Origin of the sequence: Jeotgalibaca arthritidis (assembly GCF_011100465.1) — a bacterium.
GTDB lineage: Bacteria > Bacillota > Bacilli > Lactobacillales > Aerococcaceae > Jeotgalibaca > Jeotgalibaca arthritidis.
The window spans coordinates 1170001-1191157 of record NZ_CP049740.1; the positions used below are offsets into that span (position 1 = coordinate 1170001).

At 41.7% G+C, this 21157-nt stretch carries 19 protein-coding genes, 2 tRNA genes, 2 rRNA genes and 1 riboswitch (1 of these 24 cut by a window edge); of the genes, 14 read left to right on the plus strand and 9 right to left on the minus strand.

Features of this window, described 5'->3' with window-relative positions; translation table 11 throughout:
- The 3 genes from G7057_RS06025 to G7057_RS06035 all read left to right on the plus strand — a co-directional run.
- Positions 1–2621 (plus strand): 23S ribosomal RNA (locus G7057_RS06025) (it extends 295 nt beyond the left edge of the window).
- Between the two features lie 85 nt (positions 2622–2706).
- Positions 2707–2822, plus strand: a 5S ribosomal RNA gene (rrf, locus tag G7057_RS06030).
- A 333-nt stretch (positions 2823–3155) separates the two neighbouring features.
- Positions 3156–3446 (plus strand): GNAT family N-acetyltransferase, encoded by a 291-nt coding sequence (locus G7057_RS06035; RefSeq protein WP_076767661.1) that lies wholly within the window; start codon positions 3156–3158, stop codon positions 3444–3446.
- 291 nt (positions 3447–3737) lie between these two features.
- Here the strand turns inward: G7057_RS06035 and G7057_RS06040 are convergent, their stop codons facing one another.
- Entirely contained in the window at positions 3738–4235 is a 498-nt protein-coding gene (locus G7057_RS06040) for a glycosyl-4,4'-diaponeurosporenoate acyltransferase CrtO family protein (protein ID WP_227004673.1), read from the minus strand.
- A gap of 12 nt (positions 4236–4247) precedes the next feature.
- Positions 4248–4676: a hypothetical protein gene (locus tag G7057_RS06045; protein WP_166162040.1), complete on the minus strand. Its 429-nt coding sequence runs from the start codon at positions 4674–4676 to the stop codon at positions 4248–4250.
- 36 nt (positions 4677–4712) lie between these two features.
- On the opposite strand from G7057_RS06045, the gene G7057_RS06050 reads away from it, so the two are divergent.
- From G7057_RS06050 to G7057_RS06060, 3 genes are read left to right on the plus strand one after another with little or no spacing between them, the layout of a single operon-like run.
- A complete protein-coding gene (locus G7057_RS06050; RefSeq protein ID WP_166162042.1) occupies positions 4713–5315 on the plus strand; it encodes a squalene/phytoene synthase family protein in 603 nt (200 codons plus the stop codon).
- A gap of 17 nt (positions 5316–5332) precedes the next feature.
- A complete protein-coding gene (locus G7057_RS06055) occupies positions 5333–5803 on the plus strand; it encodes a glutathione peroxidase (RefSeq protein WP_166162044.1) in 471 nt (156 codons plus the stop codon).
- A gap of 55 nt (positions 5804–5858) precedes the next feature.
- Positions 5859–6002 (plus strand): hypothetical protein, encoded by a 144-nt coding sequence (locus G7057_RS06060; RefSeq protein ID WP_166160486.1) that lies wholly within the window; start codon positions 5859–5861, stop codon positions 6000–6002.
- 57 nt (positions 6003–6059) lie between these two features.
- On the opposite strand, the gene G7057_RS06065 is transcribed toward G7057_RS06060, so the two are convergent.
- The 5 genes from G7057_RS06065 to pyrR all read right to left on the minus strand — a co-directional run bounded on the left by G7057_RS06065 (position 6060) and on the right by pyrR (position 10505).
- Positions 6060–6983 (minus strand): dihydroorotate dehydrogenase, encoded by a 924-nt coding sequence (locus G7057_RS06065; RefSeq protein WP_166162046.1) that lies wholly within the window; start codon positions 6981–6983, stop codon positions 6060–6062.
- Positions 6980–7723: a dihydroorotate dehydrogenase electron transfer subunit gene (locus G7057_RS06070; RefSeq protein ID WP_166162048.1), complete on the minus strand. Its 744-nt coding sequence runs from the start codon at positions 7721–7723 to the stop codon at positions 6980–6982. Before G7057_RS06070 ends, G7057_RS06065 begins: the two co-directional genes overlap by 4 nt.
- An 11-nt stretch (positions 7724–7734) precedes the next feature.
- A complete protein-coding gene (locus G7057_RS06075; RefSeq protein WP_166162050.1) occupies positions 7735–8997 on the minus strand; it encodes a dihydroorotase in 1263 nt (420 codons plus the stop codon).
- A complete protein-coding gene (locus tag G7057_RS06080; RefSeq protein WP_166162052.1) occupies positions 8994–9887 on the minus strand; it encodes an aspartate carbamoyltransferase catalytic subunit in 894 nt (297 codons plus the stop codon). Before G7057_RS06080 ends, G7057_RS06075 begins: the two co-directional genes overlap by 4 nt.
- A 111-nt stretch (positions 9888–9998) precedes the next feature.
- The gene (gene pyrR / locus G7057_RS06085; protein ID WP_076767643.1) at positions 9999–10505 is read right to left on the minus strand and encodes a bifunctional pyr operon transcriptional regulator/uracil phosphoribosyltransferase PyrR; all 507 of its coding nucleotides are present in this window, start codon (positions 10503–10505) and stop codon (positions 9999–10001) included.
- Between the two features lie 275 nt (positions 10506–10780).
- Positions 10781–10947: riboswitch (M-box (ykoK) riboswitch) on the plus strand.
- 198 nt (positions 10948–11145) lie between these two features.
- Between pyrR and mgtA the strand changes: the two genes are divergently transcribed.
- Both mgtA and G7057_RS06095 read left to right on the plus strand, forming a co-directional pair.
- Positions 11146–13764, plus strand: a complete 2619-nt coding sequence (gene mgtA, locus G7057_RS06090) for a magnesium-translocating P-type ATPase (RefSeq protein WP_264372175.1) — start codon at positions 11146–11148, stop codon at positions 13762–13764.
- 290 nt (positions 13765–14054) lie between these two features.
- Positions 14055–16211, plus strand: a complete 2157-nt coding sequence (locus tag G7057_RS06095) for a heavy metal translocating P-type ATPase (RefSeq protein WP_166162054.1) — start codon at positions 14055–14057, stop codon at positions 16209–16211.
- 60 nt (positions 16212–16271) lie between these two features.
- On the opposite strand, the gene G7057_RS06100 is transcribed toward G7057_RS06095, so the two are convergent.
- Complete coding sequence (locus G7057_RS06100; protein ID WP_166162056.1) at positions 16272–16859, minus strand: ECF transporter S component; 588 nt, start codon at positions 16857–16859, stop codon at positions 16272–16274.
- Between the two features lie 161 nt (positions 16860–17020).
- Between G7057_RS06100 and G7057_RS06105 the strand changes: the two genes are divergently transcribed.
- From G7057_RS06105 to G7057_RS06125, 5 genes are all read left to right on the plus strand, one after another.
- Positions 17021–17302: a phasin family protein gene (locus G7057_RS06105; protein ID WP_076767634.1), complete on the plus strand. Its 282-nt coding sequence runs from the start codon at positions 17021–17023 to the stop codon at positions 17300–17302.
- A 21-nt stretch (positions 17303–17323) separates the two neighbouring features.
- On the plus strand, positions 17324–18913 hold the full coding sequence (locus tag G7057_RS06110) for an ABC1 kinase family protein (RefSeq protein WP_166162058.1): 1590 nt from the start codon (positions 17324–17326) through the stop codon (positions 18911–18913).
- A 98-nt stretch (positions 18914–19011) separates the two neighbouring features.
- A tRNA-Tyr gene (locus tag G7057_RS06115) sits at positions 19012–19092 on the plus strand.
- A gap of 10 nt (positions 19093–19102) precedes the next feature.
- Positions 19103–19174 (plus strand) — tRNA-Gln (locus G7057_RS06120).
- Positions 19175–19316: 142 nt separating this feature from the next.
- Positions 19317–19946 (plus strand): FMN-dependent NADH-azoreductase, encoded by a 630-nt coding sequence (locus tag G7057_RS06125; RefSeq protein ID WP_166162060.1) that lies wholly within the window; start codon positions 19317–19319, stop codon positions 19944–19946.
- A 59-nt stretch (positions 19947–20005) separates the two neighbouring features.
- Here G7057_RS06125 and G7057_RS06130 read toward each other — a convergent pair whose 3' ends face one another.
- Positions 20006–20605, minus strand: coding sequence for a DUF975 family protein (locus G7057_RS06130; protein WP_166162062.1), 600 nt, complete (start codon positions 20603–20605; stop codon positions 20006–20008).
- Positions 20606–20701: 96 nt separating this feature from the next.
- Here G7057_RS06130 and G7057_RS06135 point away from each other — a divergent pair, with 96 nt between their 5' ends.
- The gene (locus G7057_RS06135; protein WP_166162063.1) at positions 20702–21082 is read left to right on the plus strand and encodes a PH domain-containing protein; all 381 of its coding nucleotides are present in this window, start codon (positions 20702–20704) and stop codon (positions 21080–21082) included.
- Positions 21083–21157: the final 75 nt, after the last annotated feature.

Below are 21157 nucleotides of genomic sequence, written 5' to 3' on the forward strand. Positions count from 1 at the left end.
GTTGTAGGACTGGGACGTGAGACTGTAATGGATAGCAGAAGCTGGCTGGAAAGCCACGCGAAACAGGGTAAAAGCCCCGTATGCGAAATCTAAAGCAGCTCTACCAGTATCCTGAGTACGGCGGAACACGAGAAATTCCGTCGGAATCCGGGAGGACCATCTCCCAAGGCTAAATACTCCCTAGTGACCGATAGTGAACCAGTACCGTGAGGGAAAGGTGAAAAGCACCCCGGAAGGGGAGTGAAATAGTACCTGAAACCGTGTGCTTACAAGTAGTCAGAGCCCGTTAATGGGTGATGGCGTACCTTTTGTAGAATGGACCGGCGAGTTACGATCCCATGCGAGGTTAAGTTGAAAAGACGGAGCCGCAGCGAAAGCGAGTCTGAATAGGGCGAATGAGTATGTGGTCGTAGACCCGAAACCAGGTGACCTACCCATGTCCAGGTTGAAGGTGCGGTAATACGCACTGGAGGACCGAACCCACGCACGTTGAAAAGTGCGGGGATGAGGTGTGGGTAGCGGAGAAATTCCAATCGAACCTGGAGATAGCTGGTTCTCTCCGAAATAGCTTTAGGGCTAGCCTCGGATAAACGAATCGTGGAGGTAGAGCACTGTTTGGACTAGGGGCCCTTCTCGGGTTACCGAATTCAGATAAACTCCGAATGCCATGGATTCAAGTCCGGGAGTCAGACTGCGAGTGATAAGATCCGTAGTCGAAAGGGAAACAACCCAGCCCACCAGCTAAGGTCCCAAAGTATCTGTTAAGTGGAAAAGGATGTGGGGTTGCACAGACAACTAGGATGTTGGCTCAGAAGCAGCCATCATTCAAAGAGTGCGTAATAGCTCACTAGTCGAGTGACCCTGCGCCGAAAATTTACCGGGGCTAAACAGATCACCGAAGCTGTGGATTCAACCAATAGGTTGAGTGGTAGGAGAGCGTTCTAAGGGCATTGAAGCTAGACCGTGAGGACTGGTGGAGCGCTTAGAAGTGAGAATGCCGGTATGAGTAGCGAAAGACGGGTGAGAATCCCGTCCACCGTATGACTAAGGTTTCCTGGGGAAGGCTCGTCCTCCCAGGGTTAGTCGGGACCTAAGCCGAGGCCGATAGGCGTAGGCGATGGACAACAGGTTGATATTCCTGTACCAGTTGTTTTTGTTTGAACGATGGAGGGACGCAGGAGGCTAAGGAAATGCGTGCGATTGGAAGAGCACGTCCAAGCAACAAGTCTTGTAGAGAGTCAAATGCTTTCTACTATACGGACAAGTTGTGATGGGGAGGGAAATTTAAGTACCGAAGTTCCTGATGTCACACTGCCAAGAAAAGCTTCTAGTTAGAAACCAACTGCCCGTACCGCAAACCGACACAGGTAGTCGAGGAGAGCATCCTAAGGTGAGCGAGCGAACTCTCGTTAAGGAACTCGGCAAAATGACCCCGTAACTTCGGGAGAAGGGGTGCTGACCGCAAGGTCAGCCGCAGTGAATAGGCCCAAGCGACTGTTTATCAAAAACACAGGTCTCTGCAAAATCGAAAGATGACGTATAGGGGCTGACGCCTGCCCGGTGCTGGAAGGTTAAGAGGAGAGGTTAGCTTCGGCGAAGCTTTGAATTGAAGCCCCAGTAAACGGCGGCCGTAACTATAACGGTCCTAAGGTAGCGAAATTCCTTGTCAGGTAAGTTCTGACCCGCACGAAAGGCGTAACGATTTGGGCACTGTCTCAACGAGAGACTCGGTGAAATTATAGTACCAGTGAAGATGCTGGTTACCCGCGACAGGACGGAAAGACCCCATGGAGCTTTACTGCAGGTTGATATTGATTGTTTCTGCTACATGTACAGGATAGGTAGGAGCCATTGAAGTCGGGACGCTAGTCTCGATGGAGGCGCCATTGGGATACTACCCTTGTAGCAGGACCACTCTAACCCGCCACCCTTATCGGGTGGGGAGACAGTGTCAGTCGGGCAGTTTGACTGGGGCGGTCGCCTCCTAAAATGTAACGGAGGCGCCCAAAGGTTCCCTCAGAATGGTTGGAAATCATTCGTAGAGTGCAAAGGCAGAAGGGAGCTTGACTGCGAGACCTACAAGTCGAGCAGGGACGAAAGTCGGGCTTAGTGATCCGGTGGTTCCGCATGGAAGGGCCATCGCTCAACGGATAAAAGCTACCCTGGGGATAACAGGCTTATCTCCCCCAAGAGTTCACATCGACGGGGAGGTTTGGCACCTCGATGTCGGCTCGTCGCATCCTGGGGCTGTAGTCGGTCCCAAGGGTTGGGCTGTTCGCCCATTAAAGCGGCACGCGAGCTGGGTTCAGAACGTCGTGAGACAGTTCGGTCCCTATCCGTCGCGGGCGTTGGAAATTTGAGAGGAGCTGTCCTTAGTACGAGAGGACCGGGATGGACACACCGCTGGTGTACCAGTTGTTCTGCCAAGGGCATTGCTGGGTAGCTATGTGTGGACGGGATAAACGCTGAAAGCATCTAAGCGTGAAGCCCCCCTCAAGATGAGATTTCCCATCATTTTAAATGAGTAAGACCCCTGAGAGACGATCAGGTAGATAGGCTAGAAGTGGAAGTGCAGCGATGTATGGAGCGGACTAGTACTAATCGGTCGAGGACTTAACCAATAATAAAACGGTAATGACGTAAAATGGGTTTCAAACCAAAGGTTTCATGTTAACTATTCAGTTTTGAGGGAACAACCTCAGCATGTGCGGTGGCGATGGCAAGAAGGTCACACCTGTTCCCATCCCGAACACAGAAGTTAAGCTTCTTAGCGCCGATTGTAGTGAAGGGTTTCCCTTTGTGAGAGTAGGACGCTGCCGCGCAACTATAAAAGTACCCCAGAGAAATCTGGGGTACTTTTTTTTGTAGACTAGGGGATTATAAGTTCAGCCATCAATGTCTAGCTCCCAAGTCCTGACCTAGTGAAAAAAAGATAAATTTGCCCCATTGCGCGCTTCGCTGCTCGCTAACGCATATCATTCGACTAACCCGCTGAAGCGTGAAGTCTCCTGACAATTCAGGGTCAAATTTCCTATTCTTTTCATAGATCAAGGCGGACTTGTCCGCTTTTCTTATTATAGAAGCATTCAAGCTGTCATAAAAAATAAAACGTGTTACACTAAATAGAGAATGATACTGAAGAAGAGGTGCTCAATATGGAAAACGAATTTATCAAAGTTGGAAATGGTTACCAAAAACAAGATGAGAATGGAAAGATGATTGCGGAAATTACCTTTGTACCAACAGGAGAAGATAAAGTGATTGCAGACCATACGTTTGTAGATCCATCTTTGCGTGGACAAGGAATGGCAGAAAAACTACTGGATTATTTAGCGGATGAAATGAGAAAAGAAGGTAAGAAAATTATTCCCTTATGTCCTTATGTCGTAAAACAATTTGAACGTCAACCGGATAAGTATGGCGATGTGGCTGTTCAAAAGGACTAATCCTCGTTCTTGTTTTGGAAAACGAAGCAATTAGAAAATACGCTTAAAAAAAGAGGCTGGGAAAAACTAGCTTCAAATAAAAAAATGCAATGAAATAATCAGAATTTTGATTGTTTCATTGCGATTATTATTTTATTCACGGGCTGGACTTCTTCCAGTTCCTTTTTATATCTACTCAAATGTAAGGTACAGCTCCAAAAAATGAGCTGTATCGCACATTTTTAGCTTGAAATGTAAGGTACAGGCCGCTTCAAACAGTCTGTATCTTACATCTCGAAAAAAGGGCTGGTGTTATTTCCCAGCCTCTCTTTGTTGTTTAAGCTGGAGTAGGCGTTGTAATCGGGGTCGATTATAACGCTGAGTTAAAATAAATGGCAGGTTAGCAAGAATAGCATAAGCAATCATGATAAACCCCGCCCACAAAGGATTCCAAATGAAAAATAAAAGTGCAGGAAGCATGGCTAACCAATGGGTAAGTTCAGCACGGTTTATTTCAATCAGAAATTTTTCAAGATTTTCAACGTTCGTTTGGCCTAGTTCTTTCTTATCATAGTTAGCTTTTAAAATAAATGAAGCATCTGGTAAAAATTTTTTCCAAGACTTAATATGAAAAAGACTTTGCCACAAGTCGCCGTTCCTTTCGAAGGAGCGGGATTTGAAAAAAGTCTGATTATTGTGTAACCAATGATCTGGAATTTTTAGACACAGCCAAGAAATAAGCATGTGAAAGAAAAACCACGCTATAAAATCAAGAATAATGATCCAAAGAATGGGTAATTCAATCAACACGGTTGTCGCCTCCTAAAGGTTTATTTTTCGTCCTTTCCACGAGACCTTCTTAAAAATAAAGGTTTGAATGGCAGACCAGGAAAACAAGAAAATAAAAGCGATAAATAAAATCGGGTAAAAGAATAAAGCAATAGCAGTGAAGTGACCAGCTTTTCTAGCCATTCGATAAAACTGTAAAAAGTAGAGACCGTATCCAATAAGAGCTGCACTTATAAAAACGGCTTTCGCGGTAAATAGAGCATATAGAAGAAAGAAAACATTAGCAAATGCGCCAGTAATCCACAATCCAGTCCACACGAAACCAATGGGATGTGTTGCCTTTGAACCTGATGCAAAACTTTTTGACCAACCTTCAAACAAGCTAGTAAGACCATCTGGGTACATGCGAAAGTGTAAGCTAGATTGACCCGAAAGAAGATCTAACTGATAACCTTTTTCCATAAATAGAGCACCTAATGCGACATTCTCCATAATGCTATGCTTGACCGCTTTGATATGGATGTCTCACCTTTTTTTGATCAAATAGAAGGCCAACGTCACGATTTAGATTTTAAAGAAATTATGGATATGGATGATTTGAAAGCCTATAGTTACTATGTTGCAGGTTCTGTAGGCTTAATGTTACTTCCTATTCTAGCAAACCAAGACGCTATAACGCCAAATTTAAGGGATAGTGCCGTTTCTCTAGGCATTGCCATGCAGCTAACTAATATTTTGCGTGATGTAGGAGAAGACTACCGTGATAATCATCGGGTTTACTTGCCATCCGACAGTCTAGCGGCTCACGACGTTTATCTAGATATAATCATGAAAAAAGGACCTGATCAGGCGTTCATAACAATGTGGGAAGAAATAGCGCAAGAATCAGAAGCTGCCTACGATAGTTTCATAGCAGCTATCGACCAATTCGATTCAGATTGTCAATTAGCTGTGTTAACATCTGCCAATGTTTACCGCGGTATTTTGGATAGTGTTAGAGCACAAAACTACGATTGCATCAACCGCCGCAATTACGTGTCTGAACTTAAAGTGGTTCAACTTGTCTTAGAAAGTAAAAAACAACTTAAGAAAAAGAAGTAAATCAGGAGGAAAAAATCATGGGAATTTATGATATTTCAGTTACTGCAGAAAATGGCGAAAGCTATCAATTAGACCGCTACAAAGGAAAAACAATGCTAATCGTAAATACCGCAACGAAATGCGGCTTGGCAACGCAATTCGATGAATTACAAGCCTTATATGAAAAATATAGTGAACAAGATTTTGTCGTATTGGGCTTTCCATCAAATCAATTCAAGCAAGAAGTTAGCTCTGCCAACGAAGCTGCCGAGGCTTGCCGCTTAACGTATGGGGTATCATTCCCTATGCACGATATTGTGACGATTAACGGTAAAGGTGCCCATCCGTTATTTAAATTACTAACAGAAGAAACAAAAGGAATCCTAGGCAGTGCGATTAAATGGAATTTTACCAAATTTCTAGTCGATAAAAACGGCACTATCGTTAAACGCTTCGGACCAAAAGACAGACCAGCATCATTTGAAAAAGAAATTGAAGCCTATTTATAGAAAAAAGTTGAGCGCCCACGCGCTCAACTTTTTTAGTTTGTGTTTCTCCATAAATGTGGATGAGTACGGCATTTGTGTATCGCGCAATGATGTGCCGGGCTATGACAAGGATAAGTATTTACGAGAAGGCATGACCTATGCGTATAAGGATGAATTAGGTTATGAATACCGATTAGATTTCGGATTAACCTATGAGTAGCACGACTATCAACTAAAAATAAAAACGAGTTTGGGAATGTTCCCAAACTCGTTTTTTCTATTCAAAGCGATTTGCTTTTACTTCTTCAATCAGCGATTGGATGGAATCGATACCGAGTTCGTCCATACGACTCTCTAAGCCATCAATAATTTTTGGACAAATATAAGGATCAACAAAGTTTGCTGTTCCAACAGCGACTGCTGTAGCACCAGCCATCAACATTTCTAAGGCATCATCGACAGATGCAACGCCGCCCATACCAATAATGGGAATATCAACCGCGCGTGAAACTTGGTAAATCATCCGTAGGGCAATAGGTTTAATACCAGGGCCTGACAGACCGCCTGTAATATTACCTAAAACTGGTTTTCTTGTTTTCACATCAATGGCCATACCTGTAAAGGTATTGATCATGGTAATGGCATCAGCGCCAGCTGCTTCAACAGCTTTGGCGATAGCGACAATATCCGTTACATTTGGGCTTAGTTTAACATATAAAGGCAAATCAGTAGCTGCCTTACAAATGCGAGTGAGACGTGCAGCAACTTCAGGATCTGTCCCAAAAGCAACGCCACCTTCTTTTACGTTAGGGCAAGAAGTATTTAATTCAATGGCCTTTACATTGGGAGCTTCTGAAATACGGCTGCAGACTGCCACGTACTCTTCTTCAGTTGACCCTGCTACGTTAGCGATAATCGGCACATCGTATTTAGCTAAAAAGGGGTATTTTTCTGCAAGAATGACATCCAGACCGGGGTTTTTAAGACCAATGGCATTCAGCATGCCATTTGGTGTTTCAGCGACACGCGGTAGCGCATTTCCAACGCGTTCGTTAAGTGTCGCACTTTTAGCCATAATGGCACCTAGCTTTGAAAAATCATAAAACTTCGCATATTCTTCTCCAAAGCCAAAGCAACCTGATGCTGGCATAATTGGATTTCTTAATTCAATTCCTGGCAAACTCACACTTAATCGGTTCATAAACTTACCTCTTCTCTCTGAAATACGGGTCCATCTGTGCAGACGCGCTTATCTTTTCGTTTGGTATCGCAGCCGTAGCAAGCACCGATGCCACAAGCCATTCGTTCTTCTAATGATAAATAAACATGTTCTAGCTGATCAAAGGTTGATTGGACTAGGCGAAGGAGTGGGGTTGGACCACATGCAAAGACAGCTTGTGGTTGAACCTGATCAAGGGCAACACCGACGTGACCTTTTAAGCCAGCAGACCCATCATCCGTACACAAAATCACTTCTCCTAGCTGACGAAAGGCTTCTTCATAATAAATATCATCCTTATTAGCAAAGCCTAGAATAAAGGTTGTCTTCACACCTTTAGCGAGCAATTCTTTTCCGAGTTCGTAAAGGGGAGCTACGCCAATACCGCCACCAATGACGCTTACTTGGTCACCAGCTTGTAAAAAATCAATATGAAAGCCATTGCCGAGTGGGCCAAGTATATCAACTTGGTCGCCAACTTGATAAGAGCTCATATCTTCCGTTCCTTTTCCAACAACACGGTAAAGGAGAGTACAGCTGTCTTCATTAATAGACGCAATTGAAATTGGTCGTCTCAATAATAAGTTAGGGTCTTTCATGCGTAAATGGAGAAATTGACCGCTTCTCGTCATTTCGTTTACCATTTGTCCGCTGAGAATCATTTCATAGATGTTATGGGCAATCTCTTTATTGGAAAGAACGGTCATTAATTCAACTTGCATGGTTATCCTCCTTATTTATGGGCGTTCCAAACGATTGTTCCTTGGTGAAGGGTTAATTGACACATGCCATAAACCGTTTCGCCATTGAATGGTGTGTTGGATGATTTTGATAAATAGTCAGCTTTATCAATCGTATAAGCAGTTTCTAAATCAAAGACAGCTAAGTCAGCCACACTGCCAACTGTTAAATCACTTGTCGTTAGTTGGAAGACATCTGCTGGTAGAGTTGACATCCGTTCTACTAAAAACTCTAACGTAAATTGACCGGTTTTTACAAAATGCGTATACAGTAAAGCAAAGGCTGTTTCAATCCCTACAATACCGAAGGGCGAGCCGACAAAGCCATTTGCCTTTTCTGCTTCTGTATGAGGCGCATGATCTGTTGCGATAAAATCAATAGTGCCATCTAGTAAAGCTGCGATTAAAGCCTCTTGATCAGCTTCTCCTCTAAGCGGTGGGTTCATTTTATAAGTAGCATCATCTTCAGGAATGGCCATTTCATTTAAAATCAAATGGTGTGGCGACACTTCGGCAGTGACCTTTACTCCTTGTTGTTTACCGTGGCGAATGGCTTCAACCGATTCTTTGGAAGAAACATGACAAACATGGTAGTGGACGCCAGTTTCCTTAGCGATTAAAATATCGCGAGCAATTTGCGAACTTTCAACGATGCCCATAATTCCCGGCAGACCGAGTTCTTTATTTTTAATGCCTTCATGCATCACGCCACCGTAAAGTAAACTATCATCTTCTGTATGAGCGACAATCGGTTTATTTAGACGAGCAGCTTCTTTCATCGCTTGGTACATCACACCAGCTGTTTGAACGCCAACACCGTCATTGGTATAGGCAAAGGCATTGATAGCAGCCATATCAACTAATTCATCTGACTTCAATCCCTTAGTAATCGGTGCATAGTGATGGACATTAATAACTGCATCTTTAGCAATTAAAGCTTCTATTTCGTTATAGCGTTCTTTTGTATCAGGAACGGGATTAGTGTTAGGCATGGCACAAACGGTTGTATAACCACCTCTTGCAGCAGCACGTGAGCCAGTTGCGATAGTCTCTTTATCGGTGAAGCCAGGCTCTCTAAAGTGAACATGGACATCTACCAAGCCAGGCGTAATTAAGCCGCCTGCTAAGTCAATTTCATTTTCACCACTTAAGTCTGTTCCAATCGCCGTAATGACACCATTTTCGATCGCGATATCGATTGTTTCAAGAGTATTTCCAGCTGTGATGCGTTTTCCATTTTTTAAGATTGTTGTCATTCGTATCGTCCCTCCAAGACCCATTCTAAGATGGCTATTCTGGCGTAAACGCCGTTACTCATTTGTGTGACTATGCGACTTTTTTCGCATTCAACCAATTCACTGTCTAACTCCACATCCCGGTTAACGGGTGCAGGGTGCATAATAATGGCGTGGTCTTTCATAGTACGGTAACGCTGGCGGGTTAAGCCGTATGCGTCATGGTAAGCTTCTTTCGAAAACTGTTCTTGTTCGTCTGTTTGATGGCGTTCTAGTTGCACACGTAACATCATTACCACATCGGCTTCCTTAACAGCATCATCTACCGACATTAAGGTACCGTATTTTTCAAAGTGGGTGTCGAAATAATCCATCGGTCCTGCGAAAATAACGTGGGCACCCAGTTGATTGAGCAAGGTCATATTACTCATGGCGACACGGGAATGGACGATGTCACCAATAATGGCAACCTTTAATCCGTTAAAGTGACCAAACTCTTCATAGATGGTCATAATATCTAATAAGGATTGGGAAGGATGCTGGCCATTACCGCTGCCGGCATTAACAATTTGAATCTTTAAATTGACGAGTTGATCCATATAATGGCGGTCTTGATGGCGAATAACAGCGATATCAACGCCCAGTGCTTGCATAGTTAAAACGGAGTCGTATAAACTTTCTCCCTTTGCAACAGAAGAACTGCCCACATCAAAGTTAAATTGCTTCATCCCAATTTTATGTTCCGCCATTTCAAAGCTGTGTTTGGTGCGGGTGCTATTTTCAAAGAACATATTAACGATTGTCGCGTCACTTTTGAACGCGTCTTTGCCTGTTTTAAAAGCAAGCGATCGGTCCAACAAGTGCATGATTTCGTCATTAGTGAATTGCTCTACTGAGAAAAAGTTTCTCATTCTATCCCTCCGTTATATAAAAAAGTGCGCTTCTAAGAGTAGAAGCGCACCTAAAGAGATGGTCTCGCTTCTGAATCTCTCGGATTCAATTAAAGTGACAACATAATCAAATTATTCAATTATAACGGCATCTTGGCCATCAGCTTCGGTTACTTGAACGCGAACGCGCTCTTGTTTAGAAGTTGGAATGTTTTTTCCAATATAGTCTGGACGAATCGGTAGTTCGCGGTGGCCGCGGTCAACAAGGACAGCGAGTGAGATTTCTAGAGGGCGACCTCTATCAACACAGGCATCCATAGCCGCACGAATAGAACGCCCTGTAAAGAGAACGTCATCCACTAAGACTACTTTTTTACCTGCCAAAGAATCTTCATGAACAGCAGGCTGTGTTTTTTCTGTAATGTCATCGCGGTAAGCTTTAATATTTAAGCTGGTTACTTCGATGGGTCCTTCAATGGTAGCAATTTTTTCAGCGATGCGATTAGCTAAATAAACGCCGCGTGTTTCAATGCCGACTAAAATAAGATTCTCAATTCCTTTGTTACGTTCAATTATTTCGTAGGATAAACGGGTTAGTGCACGCAACATTTCCATTTCATTCATGATTACTTTTGGCATGGTAATTCCTCCTATAAAAAAGACCCCTTCTTTTTGGGCATGCAAAAAGAAGGGGTCGTCATCAACATCTAATTGAGTGTGATAGAACATGGCCTTCTTCGTCTCACAGGACGCTAGTTAAAGGTTTCTATTTAAGTCGATTATACGGCAGTTAATTTTAATTGCAAGATAAAATTGAGAAAAAAGACAGACTGTTCTCATTTTGTTCACATTTACTAGGCTATGGGTTGCTATCTGAATAGGGGGTCTGTATACTAAATAGAGTAGAAAAAATTGAATAGCCTTGTTAGGTGAGGCGTCTGTACGAGAGATACGCTACTGCCCAGAAATGTCGAAAGACACCAATGGGTTACCAGGAATTTTCGAATTAAGGGGATTCTTAATGTAGCTGGGGTTTTACCCCTATGCCGTACAGTGCTAAAACTCAATGAAGAGGTCATTAACGAATCGTCAATTAGTATCGTTTTGTTTATGTAATGGTAGAGTCCTGCTTCTTTGAGTAGGGCTCTTTTTCTATGTTAAAAATAACAATCAATCGCTTAGGGGGTGGTCAGGATGAATCCGAATCAGAGGTATAGCACACTAATAAATACAGAAGCAGAGGATGATGACCTGCCGCTTCATAAGGGAGAGTTTAAAGATGACAAAAAAAGTAAAACACATTTATGTAGAAAAAAAGACAAAAAATAGCGAGCTAGTGAGACTAGGTCGCCTTAGTACAGACGAGATTTTGAATGAATTAAAAACGGACTTAACGGGTATTAGCCAAGCAGAAGCTCAAACACGCCTAGAAACATATGGCTTGAATGAGGTAGCTGCTCAAAAACCAATGCCATGGTATCGCTTGTTGCTAGAAGGATTCAAAGACCCATTCATTTATGTTTTAGCACTTTTAATGGTCGTATCGGCTGCAACAAAGGATTATGATGCCAGTATTATTATGGGATTGATGATTGTCTTTAGTGCCGGCTTGCACTTTTTCCAAGAATACCGTTCGCAACAAGCCAGCTTAGCTTTAAAAGAATTAATTGAAACAACCACTTCAGTAACACGAGAAGGGGTAACCCAAGAAATTCCGATTGATGAGATTGTACCGGGTGATATTGTTAACCTATCAACGGGCGATATGATTCCAGCAGATGCACGCTTGATTTGGGCGAAGGATTTATTCGTAAACCAATCTTCGTTAACAGGTGAATCACTACCGGTTGAAAAATATGTGGCGACAGATGTCCAAGACCGCGATCCAAGTACGGTAACCGCACTTGATTTTGAAAACTTAGCCTTTATGGGAACCGACGTTTTGAGTGGCCAAGGAAAAGTACTGGTTTTAAAAACAGGCGAAGCGACTTTCTTTGGTGACATTGCTTCACAGTCTACTAAATCACGCGGCGAAACAAGCTTTGACCGTGGTGTGAAAAATGTCAGCAAAGTCTTACTACGTTTCATGGCCGTGATGGTGCCGATTGTCTTCTTGATGAATGGTTTTTCAAAAGGTGATTGGACAGGAGCATTCTTCTTCGCCATTGCCATTGCAGTCGGATTAACGCCAGAAATGTTACCGATGATTGTAACGAGTAATTTGGCAAAAGGCGCGCTTACGATGTCACGCAAAAAAGTAATTGTTAAAGAGTTAAATGCCATCCAAAATTTAGGTGCTATGGATGTGCTTTGTACCGATAAAACAGGAACTATTACAGAAGATAAAGTTGTTTTAGTTGAACACTTGGATCCACTAGGCAATGACAGTGACCAAGTTTTGGCGCTAACCTATATGAATGCCAACTACCAAACCGGTTGGAAAAACGTAATGGACCATGCAGTTCTTGAATATGTCGAAGAAAATCGTGATGCGGTTAACTTTGCTAAGGCAGAAAAAATTGATGAAATACCCTTTGATTTTTCACGCCGCCGCCTAACTGTAGCAGTTAAAACAGAGGAAAAGCAGTTGATGATTACAAAAGGCGCAGCTGAAGAAATGCTGTCTATTTGTAACCGGGTTGAAATTAATGGTGAAATTTTACCTTTAACAGATGAACTGCGTGCTAACATGACGGCTATTAGCACTAAGCTGAATATGCAAGGCATGCGTGTCTTGATTGTCGCTTATAAAGAAAACGTTCATGATGAGGCAGTTTATTCAGTGAAAGACGAGCAAGATATGATTATTTCTGGCTTCATGGGCTTCTTGGATCCACCGAAACAATCATCGATTACAGCGATTAAGTCACTTCATGAGCACGGTGTTAATGTTAAGGTCCTAACGGGAGACAACGAAATTGTTGCCCAAAAGATTTGTAAAGACGTAGGCATTGAAGTGAATCGTGCCATTTTAGGAACTGAATTAGACCAAATGAGTGACCAAGACTTGTCAGATGTTGTAGAAGAGGTTAATTTATTTGCGAAATTAAACCCTGCACAAAAATCACGTATTCTGTCTTCTCTTCAAGAAAAAGGACATACCGTTGGCTTTATGGGTGATGGTATTAATGATGCACCTGCACTTCGGACAGCAGACGTTGGTATTTCCGTTGATAATGCGGCAGATATTACCAAAGAAGCAAGTTCAATTATTTTATTAGAGAAAAGTTTGACTGTCTTAGAGGATGGCGTATTAGAAGGTCGTAATGTTTTTGGCAATATGATGAAGTACATTAAGATGACTGTTAGTTCGAACTTCGGGAATGTTTTTAGTGTCTTGATCGCCAGTGCTTTCTTACCATTTTTACCGATGTTATCCATCCAACTATTGGTTCAAAACTTGATCTATGATATTGCACAACTAACGATTCCATGGGACCGTATGGATGAGGAAGATTTGATGAAACCAACTAAATGGGATACATCTGACTTGATGACCTTTACCTTTGCGATTGGGCCAATCAGCTCGATTTTTGATGTACTGACATTCTTAGTAATGTGGTTTGTTTTCAAAGCAAACACGCCGCAAGATGCAGCTCTATTCCACAGTGGCTGGTTTGTTATCGGACTGATTACTCAAACGGTTGTTGTTCATGTTATCCGTACGAAAAAAATACCATTTATTCAAAGTCGCGCTGGATTCGGCGTATCACTATCAACTATTTTAGTGGTGATTGCAGCCGTATTGATTCCGGGAAGCTTCTTCGGTAGCTATATCGACTTAGTGGCACTACCAACGAACTACTGGTTATGGGCATTCGTCATTATTATTGCCTATGTGTTAACCACACAAGTCGTGAAGACCATCTATATTAAAGTGAATAAGAAATGGCTGTAAAATGAGCCTAGAATGTCGAGTAGTAGCTGAAAAAAAGCTGCACTCGACATTTTTTGTGGGAAAAGTGTCGAGTGAGAGGGCCATTTTATCGCTACTCGACATATTTGGAGCGTTTTATGTCGAGTAGGGACTTTAAATAGGCTCTAGTTGACATTTTTGCCTAAAAATCGCTTAATGATTGACTAATTAGCAAATGGTGGTAGAATAAAGATAACATATGAATACTTATTCATGTGTAAGTCGCAACGGTTTCGATTTACATCCGTTGTTAGGAGAGTGGAGGGAATTTTATGACAACTAAAAAGCAATACGAATGGCTATTAGAAGGCATTGATTGCGCTAATTGCGCAGCCAAAGTCGAACATGCCGTTGGAAAAATAGAAGGTGTGTCCGCTAGTAACGTTAATTTTATGACTAAGACTCTTCAATTTGAACTGGATCAACCAACTGAACAACAATTAAATAGAGTTAAAGAAACCATTCATCAAGTAGAACCCGATGTGACCACCCTTGATAAAAAAACGGGACAGCCTATTGGACAAAACATTGATGACCACCATGACCACGACCATCATCACGACCACCATGGGCATAGCCACGGTGATAGTAATGTCAGCCGTTCAATCATTCGATTAGTGGTGACTCTAATTATTTTAGTAGTAGCTGTGTTGGCGCCTTTAGCATCAACGGCTAGTTTAATATTATTTATTCTCGCTTATTTGGTGGCAGGCTACGATGTCATCTGGACAGCTATCCGCAATCTTTTTAACGGCCGGATTTTTGATGAAAATTTCTTGATGACAGTCGCCACCTTAAGTGCCTTTTATATTCGTGAATTTCCTGAGGCAGTATCGGTGATGTTGTTTTATCAAATCGGCGAACTCTTTCAAGATATTGCGGTTGATCGGTCGAGACGGTCTATTGCTGATTTGATGGCGATACGCCCTGACTACGCTAATCTCAAACAAGCGGATGGTAGCAGCCAGCGCGTTAATCCTGAAGATGTGCAAGTAGGCGACATTATTGTGATTCACCCCGGCGAAAAAGTGGCGTTAGATGGCCTCGTCCAAAGTGGTCAAACGTCCGTTGATACAGCAGCCTTAACCGGTGAATCAATGCCACGTACTGTTGCTGCCGGCGAAGAAGTCTTGAGCGGCTTCGTCAACTTAACGGGTGTGGTGGAAGTTGAGGTTACTAAGCAGTTTTCAGATTCAACGGTTGTTAAAATTCTTGATTTGGTTGAAAATGCCAGCAGTCGAAAAGCACCAACTGAAACCTTTATTAGTAAATTTGCTCGTGTATATACGCCAGTTGTCGTTGCGATTGCCGTTCTATTGGCAGTTCTACCACCCTTACTAATGGGTGCTAGCTTTAATGAATGGCTTTACCGAGCAAGTATCTTCCTAGTGATTTCATGTCCGTGTGCCCTAGTCGTGTCCATTCCAGTTGGTTTCTTTGGCGGGATTGGTTCAGCTTCTCGTAAGGGAATTCTGGTTAAAGGAAGTAATTTTTTGGAAGCTTTAAATGATGTGGCCTATGTGGTCATGGACAAAACAGGGACGCTGACAAAAGGTAAATTTGAGGTGACAGCTATTCATCCAGCTGAAGGATGGACGAAAGAGCAACTCTTGGAGCAAGCAGCTCAAGCAGAATATTACTCCAACCACCCGATCGCTAAGTCTGTTCAAGTTGCTTATGGTCAGGCCATTGATCCTAATACGATCGAAGATTATCACGAAGAAGCAGGTCATGGCATCACCGTTAAAATTGCGGGTCAATCTGTTTTAGTAGGAAACCGCCAATTGATGGCTGATCATCACATTGCAGTTTCAGACCATTCAGCAAGTGGCACTATGATTTATGTAGCCGTTGATGGTCAGTATGCTGGCGTGATTGTGATTGGTGACCAAATTAAAGACGATGCAAAAGCGACCGTTCAACAATTAAAAGCAGCCGGCGTTCGCCAAATCACCATGTTAACGGGTGACAGCAAAACCGTTGCGGATCAAGTGGGACAAGAGCTTGGGATAGATGAGGTTTATGCGGAACTACTCCCTCAAGATAAGGTGGCTCAAATTGAGGCTATTATGGAGAGGAAAACAGCTAAAGAAAAAGTAGTTTTCGTTGGCGATGGAATTAATGATACACCGGTCTTGGCTCGCGCTGATATTGGGATTGCTATGGGTGGACTCGGCTCAGATGCTGCAATTGAAGCGGCAGATATTGTTATTATGGATGACCAGCCGTCTAAAGTTGCCACAGCCATTCAAGTCGCAAAAGACACCCGCAAAATTGTTTGGCAAAATATTATTTTTGCGATGGCAGTTAAAGGTTTGTTCCTCCTGTTAGGTGCCTTTGGACTAGCTAGCATGTGGGAAGCCGTCTTTGCTGATGTTGGTGTGACTGTTTTGGCCGTTTTAAATGCCATGCGAATGATGAAAAAATAAGCAGATCTATGATACAGCTATCAAAAAAGAGCTGAGACCACTTTGGTCCCAGCTCTTTTTCTATTTTCTTCTAGCTTTTAATAAGGCTTTGCTAACAATTGGGGCTAGAATAGCGGAGGCAACGGCTTCAGCTATCCCATTTGTTGCAACAATAACGGATAGGGCAGACATCAAGTTAGCTGGAGCTACATCTAGAGCAGCTGCATACTCATTTCCGAATAAGAGGGCGATAAAGCCGAGTACTAAAACAGTATTAGTCAATGACCCAACGACGGCACCGACTGCCATGCCGAGGCTATCTTTTCCTTTTTTCTGGAAAAAACGGAAGGTCATGCCGGCAGTTAAACCGATGAGTATCCGCGGAACAAGTGAAATGAGCGGATTGGTAAAGAGTAATAAATCCAGTGGCGACGCAGGTAGTGTATAGGCTTTGATCATTCGAACGACGCCCCAAACACCACCGACGAACATGCCTTCTTTCGTACCAAGAACAAAGCTAGCGATAATAACAGTAATTTGAATAATGGTCGGGTTAAGTGGCGGAATCGGAATGTTTCCTAGGAAGGGAACAAAATTTTGAATAATAATAATAGCGGTTAGAATGCCTAAGATGGCAATTCGGTATGTTTTATTTTTCGAATCTTTCATAGTGACTCTCCTTTTTAAGGGTTAGAAATTTAGTAATTATCATTTTAGCAGATATGAGCCAAGAAAGCACGGTTTGCTGTTTTAGCTGTTTTTTCTTTTATTTTGCGTTAAACTATAATTAGCATGACGAAGTGATTAAGGTTGAAAAGGAGAGGAATCAAATGGAAGAATTGAAGAAAATTTTCTTAGCTGGTGTTGGCTTGACCTCTACATCTGTCGAAAAGGCGGAGAAACTCATTAACGAAATGGTTGAAAAAGGCCGCGTCACTGTTCAAGAAGGAAAAGATTTACAGAGCGAATTAAAACGTAAAATTACCGACAAACGTCCCGTTCAAAAAGACGAGCTAGACCACTTGGACTACGCGTCTAAAGAAGAGGTTGCAGCATTGGAAGTAAAACTAGATGAATTAGGCAAAAAACTAGACCAATTGTTAGAAAAATAAGGATGGCAAGGGGAGATTATTATGTCAGATGATAAACGATTACGCGAAATTGTACGTGTCTTATCTTCATACGGTCTTCGTTTTGTTTACCATCACAAAATTCAAAATAAACCAGACGCTGTCGATATTGATGCCGTCAATCTGCGACGGGCTTTTGAAAAATTAGGGCCTAGCTTTATTAAGATTGGCCAAATTTTATCGACTCGTTTGGATATTCTCCCCCAAGCCTTTGTTGATGAATTAGCCTTGCTGCAAGATCGTGCGCCGGAGTTTCCCTTTGAAGAAGTGGAACGTATTTTCTTTGAAGAGACTGGCTTATCCTTGGGCGAGGTCTTTTTGTCAATCGATGAAAAACCGCTCGCTAGTGCCTCGATTGCACAAGTTCACAAGGCCGTGTTGCGAACGGGTGAATCCGTGATATTAAAGGTACAGCGCCCGATTATTGATGAAACCTTAATTCGTGATTTGGATATTTTAATTCGTCTCAGCGAGTGGATGCCACCGGGGATTATTGATGTTATCGACCCTAAAGAAGCGCTAGAGCAAGTGAAAGAAACCACTTTGGTCGAACTGGATTTTCGTAATGAAGCCCGCTTGTTGAACGAGTTTCGTGACCACAATAAACATGTGGCTTGTATCGGTGTGCCGAAAGTTTACGAAGGGCTGACCAAGCGTCGTGTTCTGGTGGAAGAATTTATTGATGGTGTTAAAATTACCAATAAAGTGGCGTTAGAAGAACTTGGCTATGATATGGATGATATTAGTCAGAAGTTGATGATGTCTTATTTGAAGCAGCTATTTAAAGATGGATTTTTCCATGGCGATCCACATCCAGGCAATTTTTTAATCCATGATAGTAAAATTTATTTTATTGATTTTGGTATTATGGGTCGTTTGAACGATGATATGCGTCGCTCACTCAACCAATTAATTGAAGGATTGGCTAGTAAGGACATTGATCTGATGGTGAGTGTTTGTTTGGAACTGGCAACACCTCGTGAACCACTAGATAAACGTCGTCTCTACACTGATATCGAGCATATGTTTGATGTTTACTTGAGTAATGATATGAAAAATGTGCATATGACTGAATTTATTACTGATTTTATTCGGATGTTTAAACGTCATAATCTGGTTATACCGAGTGAATTAACTATTTTAGCCAAGGCGCTGTCGATTTTGGAAGGGGTCTTTCAAGATTTGTCACCAGATCTCAACCTTATCCGTATTGCCAAGGACTACTTACGCGAAAATATGACGTTGGATAGTGTGATGGAGCGCTTTAACAAAGAAAAACTACTCGTTCAAAGTTATCAGCTTGTTAAAGATATGAGCGAACTGCCGACCAATGTTTCTAAGCTGCTCAAACAAATTGTCAACGGTCGCTTGCGCTTGAATATTGATATGGATGACTTTGACGAAAAATGGACGGACGTTAAGAAGATGTTTAACCGAGTTGTGATGTCTTTAATTATTGTGGGTTTATTGTTGTCATCAGCGTTAATGACGGGGACAGAAAGCGGAGAATATTTAGGACAAGCCGGTTTTATCATTTCAGGTCTCTTTGGTATTTGGCTGTTAATTTCCATTTATCGATCAGGTAATTTGTGACGTTTGATTAGAAAATGATTAAAATGCAGTGGACCATATTGAAAAAGATAGCGGATTATTTTATGATAAATGAGTCCGAAATTTTAAAGGATGTTTTTGGAGGGGTAGCGAAGTGGCTAAACGCGGCGGACTGTAAATCCGCTCCTTCGGGTTCGGCAGTTCGAATCTGCCCCCCTCCATTTTAATTTTTGGGGTATAGCCAAGCGGTAAGGCAACGGACTTTGACTCCGTCACTCGTTGGTTCGAATCCAGCTACCCCAGTCATAAAGACTGTTAACCAGGATAAATCCTGGTTTTTTTATTTTCTTTAAAAACTTTATAAAAAAATCAATAGTGTGTTGCTTATTGATTGTGAATTAGGTATTATACTTTAAGTAAGTAAAAAAGAATTTTGGAGGCAATTATGAATATTTTAATCGTTAAAGCAAACGACCGCCCAGCAACAGAGAGTATTTCAAGCCGCATGTTCGAAACATTTTATGAAGAAGTAAAAAACAACGAAAAATTAGATGTGACTGTTTATGATATTTACAAAGAAGACATGCCATACATTGGTCAAGATTTATTTGGCGCATTTGGAAAAATGGCAAGTGGTGAAGCTTTAACTGCTGCTGAAGAAGCAGTTGTAGCAGCTAATCAAAAAGCCCGCGATGCCTTTACAGCAGCAGATGTTGTTGTTATTGCATTCCCACTATGGAACTTAACCATTCCAGCTAAATTACAAACATTTATCGATTACATTTTTGCAGGTGGTTATACATTCAAGTATGATGAAACTGGAAAAATGGTTGCCTTATTACCAGACAAAAAAGTGATCTTAATGAATGCTCGTGGTGGTGTTTATTCAACAAACGAGATGCAAGCAATGGAAATGAGTGTGAACTATTTACGTAACGTTTTCGCAGGTATCTTCCAAAATGAAATTATCGATGAAATCATTATTGAAGGACACAACAAAGATCCAGAACGCGCACAAGAAATTATTGAAACAGGTTTAGAAAAAGTAAGACAAGCAGCAAGAAACTTAGGATAATCGACATAAAAAAACAAACGATGATGGCGTTTAAAATGACGCCATCATCGTTTGTTTTTTTACCGCGACAAAAATAAGTAAGCTTGGGTGAAGCTTGCTTTTTTATAAGGTTCTGAATAGAAACCACTGATCCCCAAAGTAAACATGGCTAGGATATCCCACAAGATAAAGGACATATCGAGAATAAATAAATCGAATTTAAAGCCATCAGTTAAATCTTGGCTAAGTGCAATAGCATCAGAAATACTCATCTCGCTATCTTCAGCTAGAATATAAGGGACCATTGAATAGGCGTAATACTTCATCACTCCTGGAATAATGAATAAAAAGGTCCATAGTATGGTGTAAATATTAACGAGCAACATGGCTCCAAATTCCTTTAACCACTGGCGGTTGCTAAAAAAACTTTCTTTAAAAGAGTGGTAATAACCTAATGATAAATCAAGTGCAACACGAGCAAACCCAATAGTAAAGATAAGCTCGAAAAGAGTTAACCAACGAAAATGAAAGTTAATGGTAAGTCCTGTTTGAATCATCTCGCTGTTAGATTGAGATTGGTTATAGGTGAGCAAGATACTAATAAGAGCGATCACTAACCAAGGTAAATAATGCTGCTTCAATTGCTTTTTGGCTGTAGCTTTAAACAGTTGACGGTTCATATAGTGCCTCCTTTTGTATTTATCTTTATTCTACCAAAACTTTATATATAGTAGTTTGTTTTGTTATAATAAATAAAAAAGAAATGGGGAATAAGAATGTCTTTATTTGATCGCCTAGCTGGTCATGCCGGTAAAGTGGGTAATGATAGCGCTGAAAAATTATTGGAGGGCCTGCTGACTCAAACGGAAAAAGTCTTGTCTACCTTTAAACTGGTTCGTGACTACATTATTTTTACAAACAAGCGTCTTATTTTAGTGGATGTTCAAGGTGTGGGCACTAAAAAAGAAATTCAAAGTATTCCTTACCGTTCGATTAGTCGTTTTACCATTGAGACAGCTGGTACAGCAGATATAGATTCAGAAATAAAATTATATATTTCCAATGGATTAGAGCCAATCGTTAGTCTAGAGCTGGGTCGCAATAAGCAACATGTCTATGATATTTCCCGCATTTTAGCAGAAGAGCTCTTAGGATAAAATTATCATTCCGGTCATCATATGAAAGATAGCATGTGATATAATAGAATGGTAAAAGTTGAGGGGGTGGCTGTT

What these genes read in the sequence shown, in the direction of transcription:
- G7057_RS06035 (WP_076767661.1), top strand. Translation starts at nt 3,156, where the DNA reads ATGGAAAACGAATTTATCAAAGTTGGAAATGGTTACCAAAAACAAGAT.
- G7057_RS06045 (WP_166162040.1), bottom strand. Translation starts at nt 4,676, where the DNA reads ATGGAAAAAGGTTATCAGTTAGATCTTCTTTCGGGTCAATCTAGCTTA.
- G7057_RS06050 (WP_166162042.1), top strand. Translation starts at nt 4,713, where the DNA reads ATGCTTGACCGCTTTGATATGGATGTCTCACCTTTTTTTGATCAAATA.
- G7057_RS06055 (WP_166162044.1), top strand. Translation starts at nt 5,333, where the DNA reads ATGGGAATTTATGATATTTCAGTTACTGCAGAAAATGGCGAAAGCTAT.
- G7057_RS06065 (WP_166162046.1), bottom strand. Translation starts at nt 6,983, where the DNA reads ATGAACCGATTAAGTGTGAGTTTGCCAGGAATTGAATTAAGAAATCCA.
- G7057_RS06070 (WP_166162048.1), bottom strand. Translation starts at nt 7,723, where the DNA reads ATGCAAGTTGAATTAATGACCGTTCTTTCCAATAAAGAGATTGCCCAT.
- G7057_RS06075 (WP_166162050.1), bottom strand. Translation starts at nt 8,997, where the DNA reads ATGACAACAATCTTAAAAAATGGAAAACGCATCACAGCTGGAAATACT.
- G7057_RS06080 (WP_166162052.1), bottom strand. Translation starts at nt 9,887, where the DNA reads ATGAGAAACTTTTTCTCAGTAGAGCAATTCACTAATGACGAAATCATG.
- pyrR (WP_076767643.1), bottom strand. Translation starts at nt 10,505, where the DNA reads ATGCCAAAAGTAATCATGAATGAAATGGAAATGTTGCGTGCACTAACC.
- mgtA (WP_264372175.1), top strand. Translation starts at nt 11,146, where the DNA reads ATGACAAAAAAAGTAAAACACATTTATGTAGAAAAAAAGACAAAAAAT.
- G7057_RS06095 (WP_166162054.1), top strand. Translation starts at nt 14,055, where the DNA reads ATGACAACTAAAAAGCAATACGAATGGCTATTAGAAGGCATTGATTGC.
- G7057_RS06100 (WP_166162056.1), bottom strand. Translation starts at nt 16,859, where the DNA reads ATGAAAGATTCGAAAAATAAAACATACCGAATTGCCATCTTAGGCATT.
- G7057_RS06105 (WP_076767634.1), top strand. Translation starts at nt 17,021, where the DNA reads ATGGAAGAATTGAAGAAAATTTTCTTAGCTGGTGTTGGCTTGACCTCT.
- G7057_RS06110 (WP_166162058.1), top strand. Translation starts at nt 17,324, where the DNA reads ATGTCAGATGATAAACGATTACGCGAAATTGTACGTGTCTTATCTTCA.
- G7057_RS06125 (WP_166162060.1), top strand. Translation starts at nt 19,317, where the DNA reads ATGAATATTTTAATCGTTAAAGCAAACGACCGCCCAGCAACAGAGAGT.
- G7057_RS06130 (WP_166162062.1), bottom strand. Translation starts at nt 20,605, where the DNA reads ATGAACCGTCAACTGTTTAAAGCTACAGCCAAAAAGCAATTGAAGCAG.
- G7057_RS06135 (WP_166162063.1), top strand. Translation starts at nt 20,702, where the DNA reads ATGTCTTTATTTGATCGCCTAGCTGGTCATGCCGGTAAAGTGGGTAAT.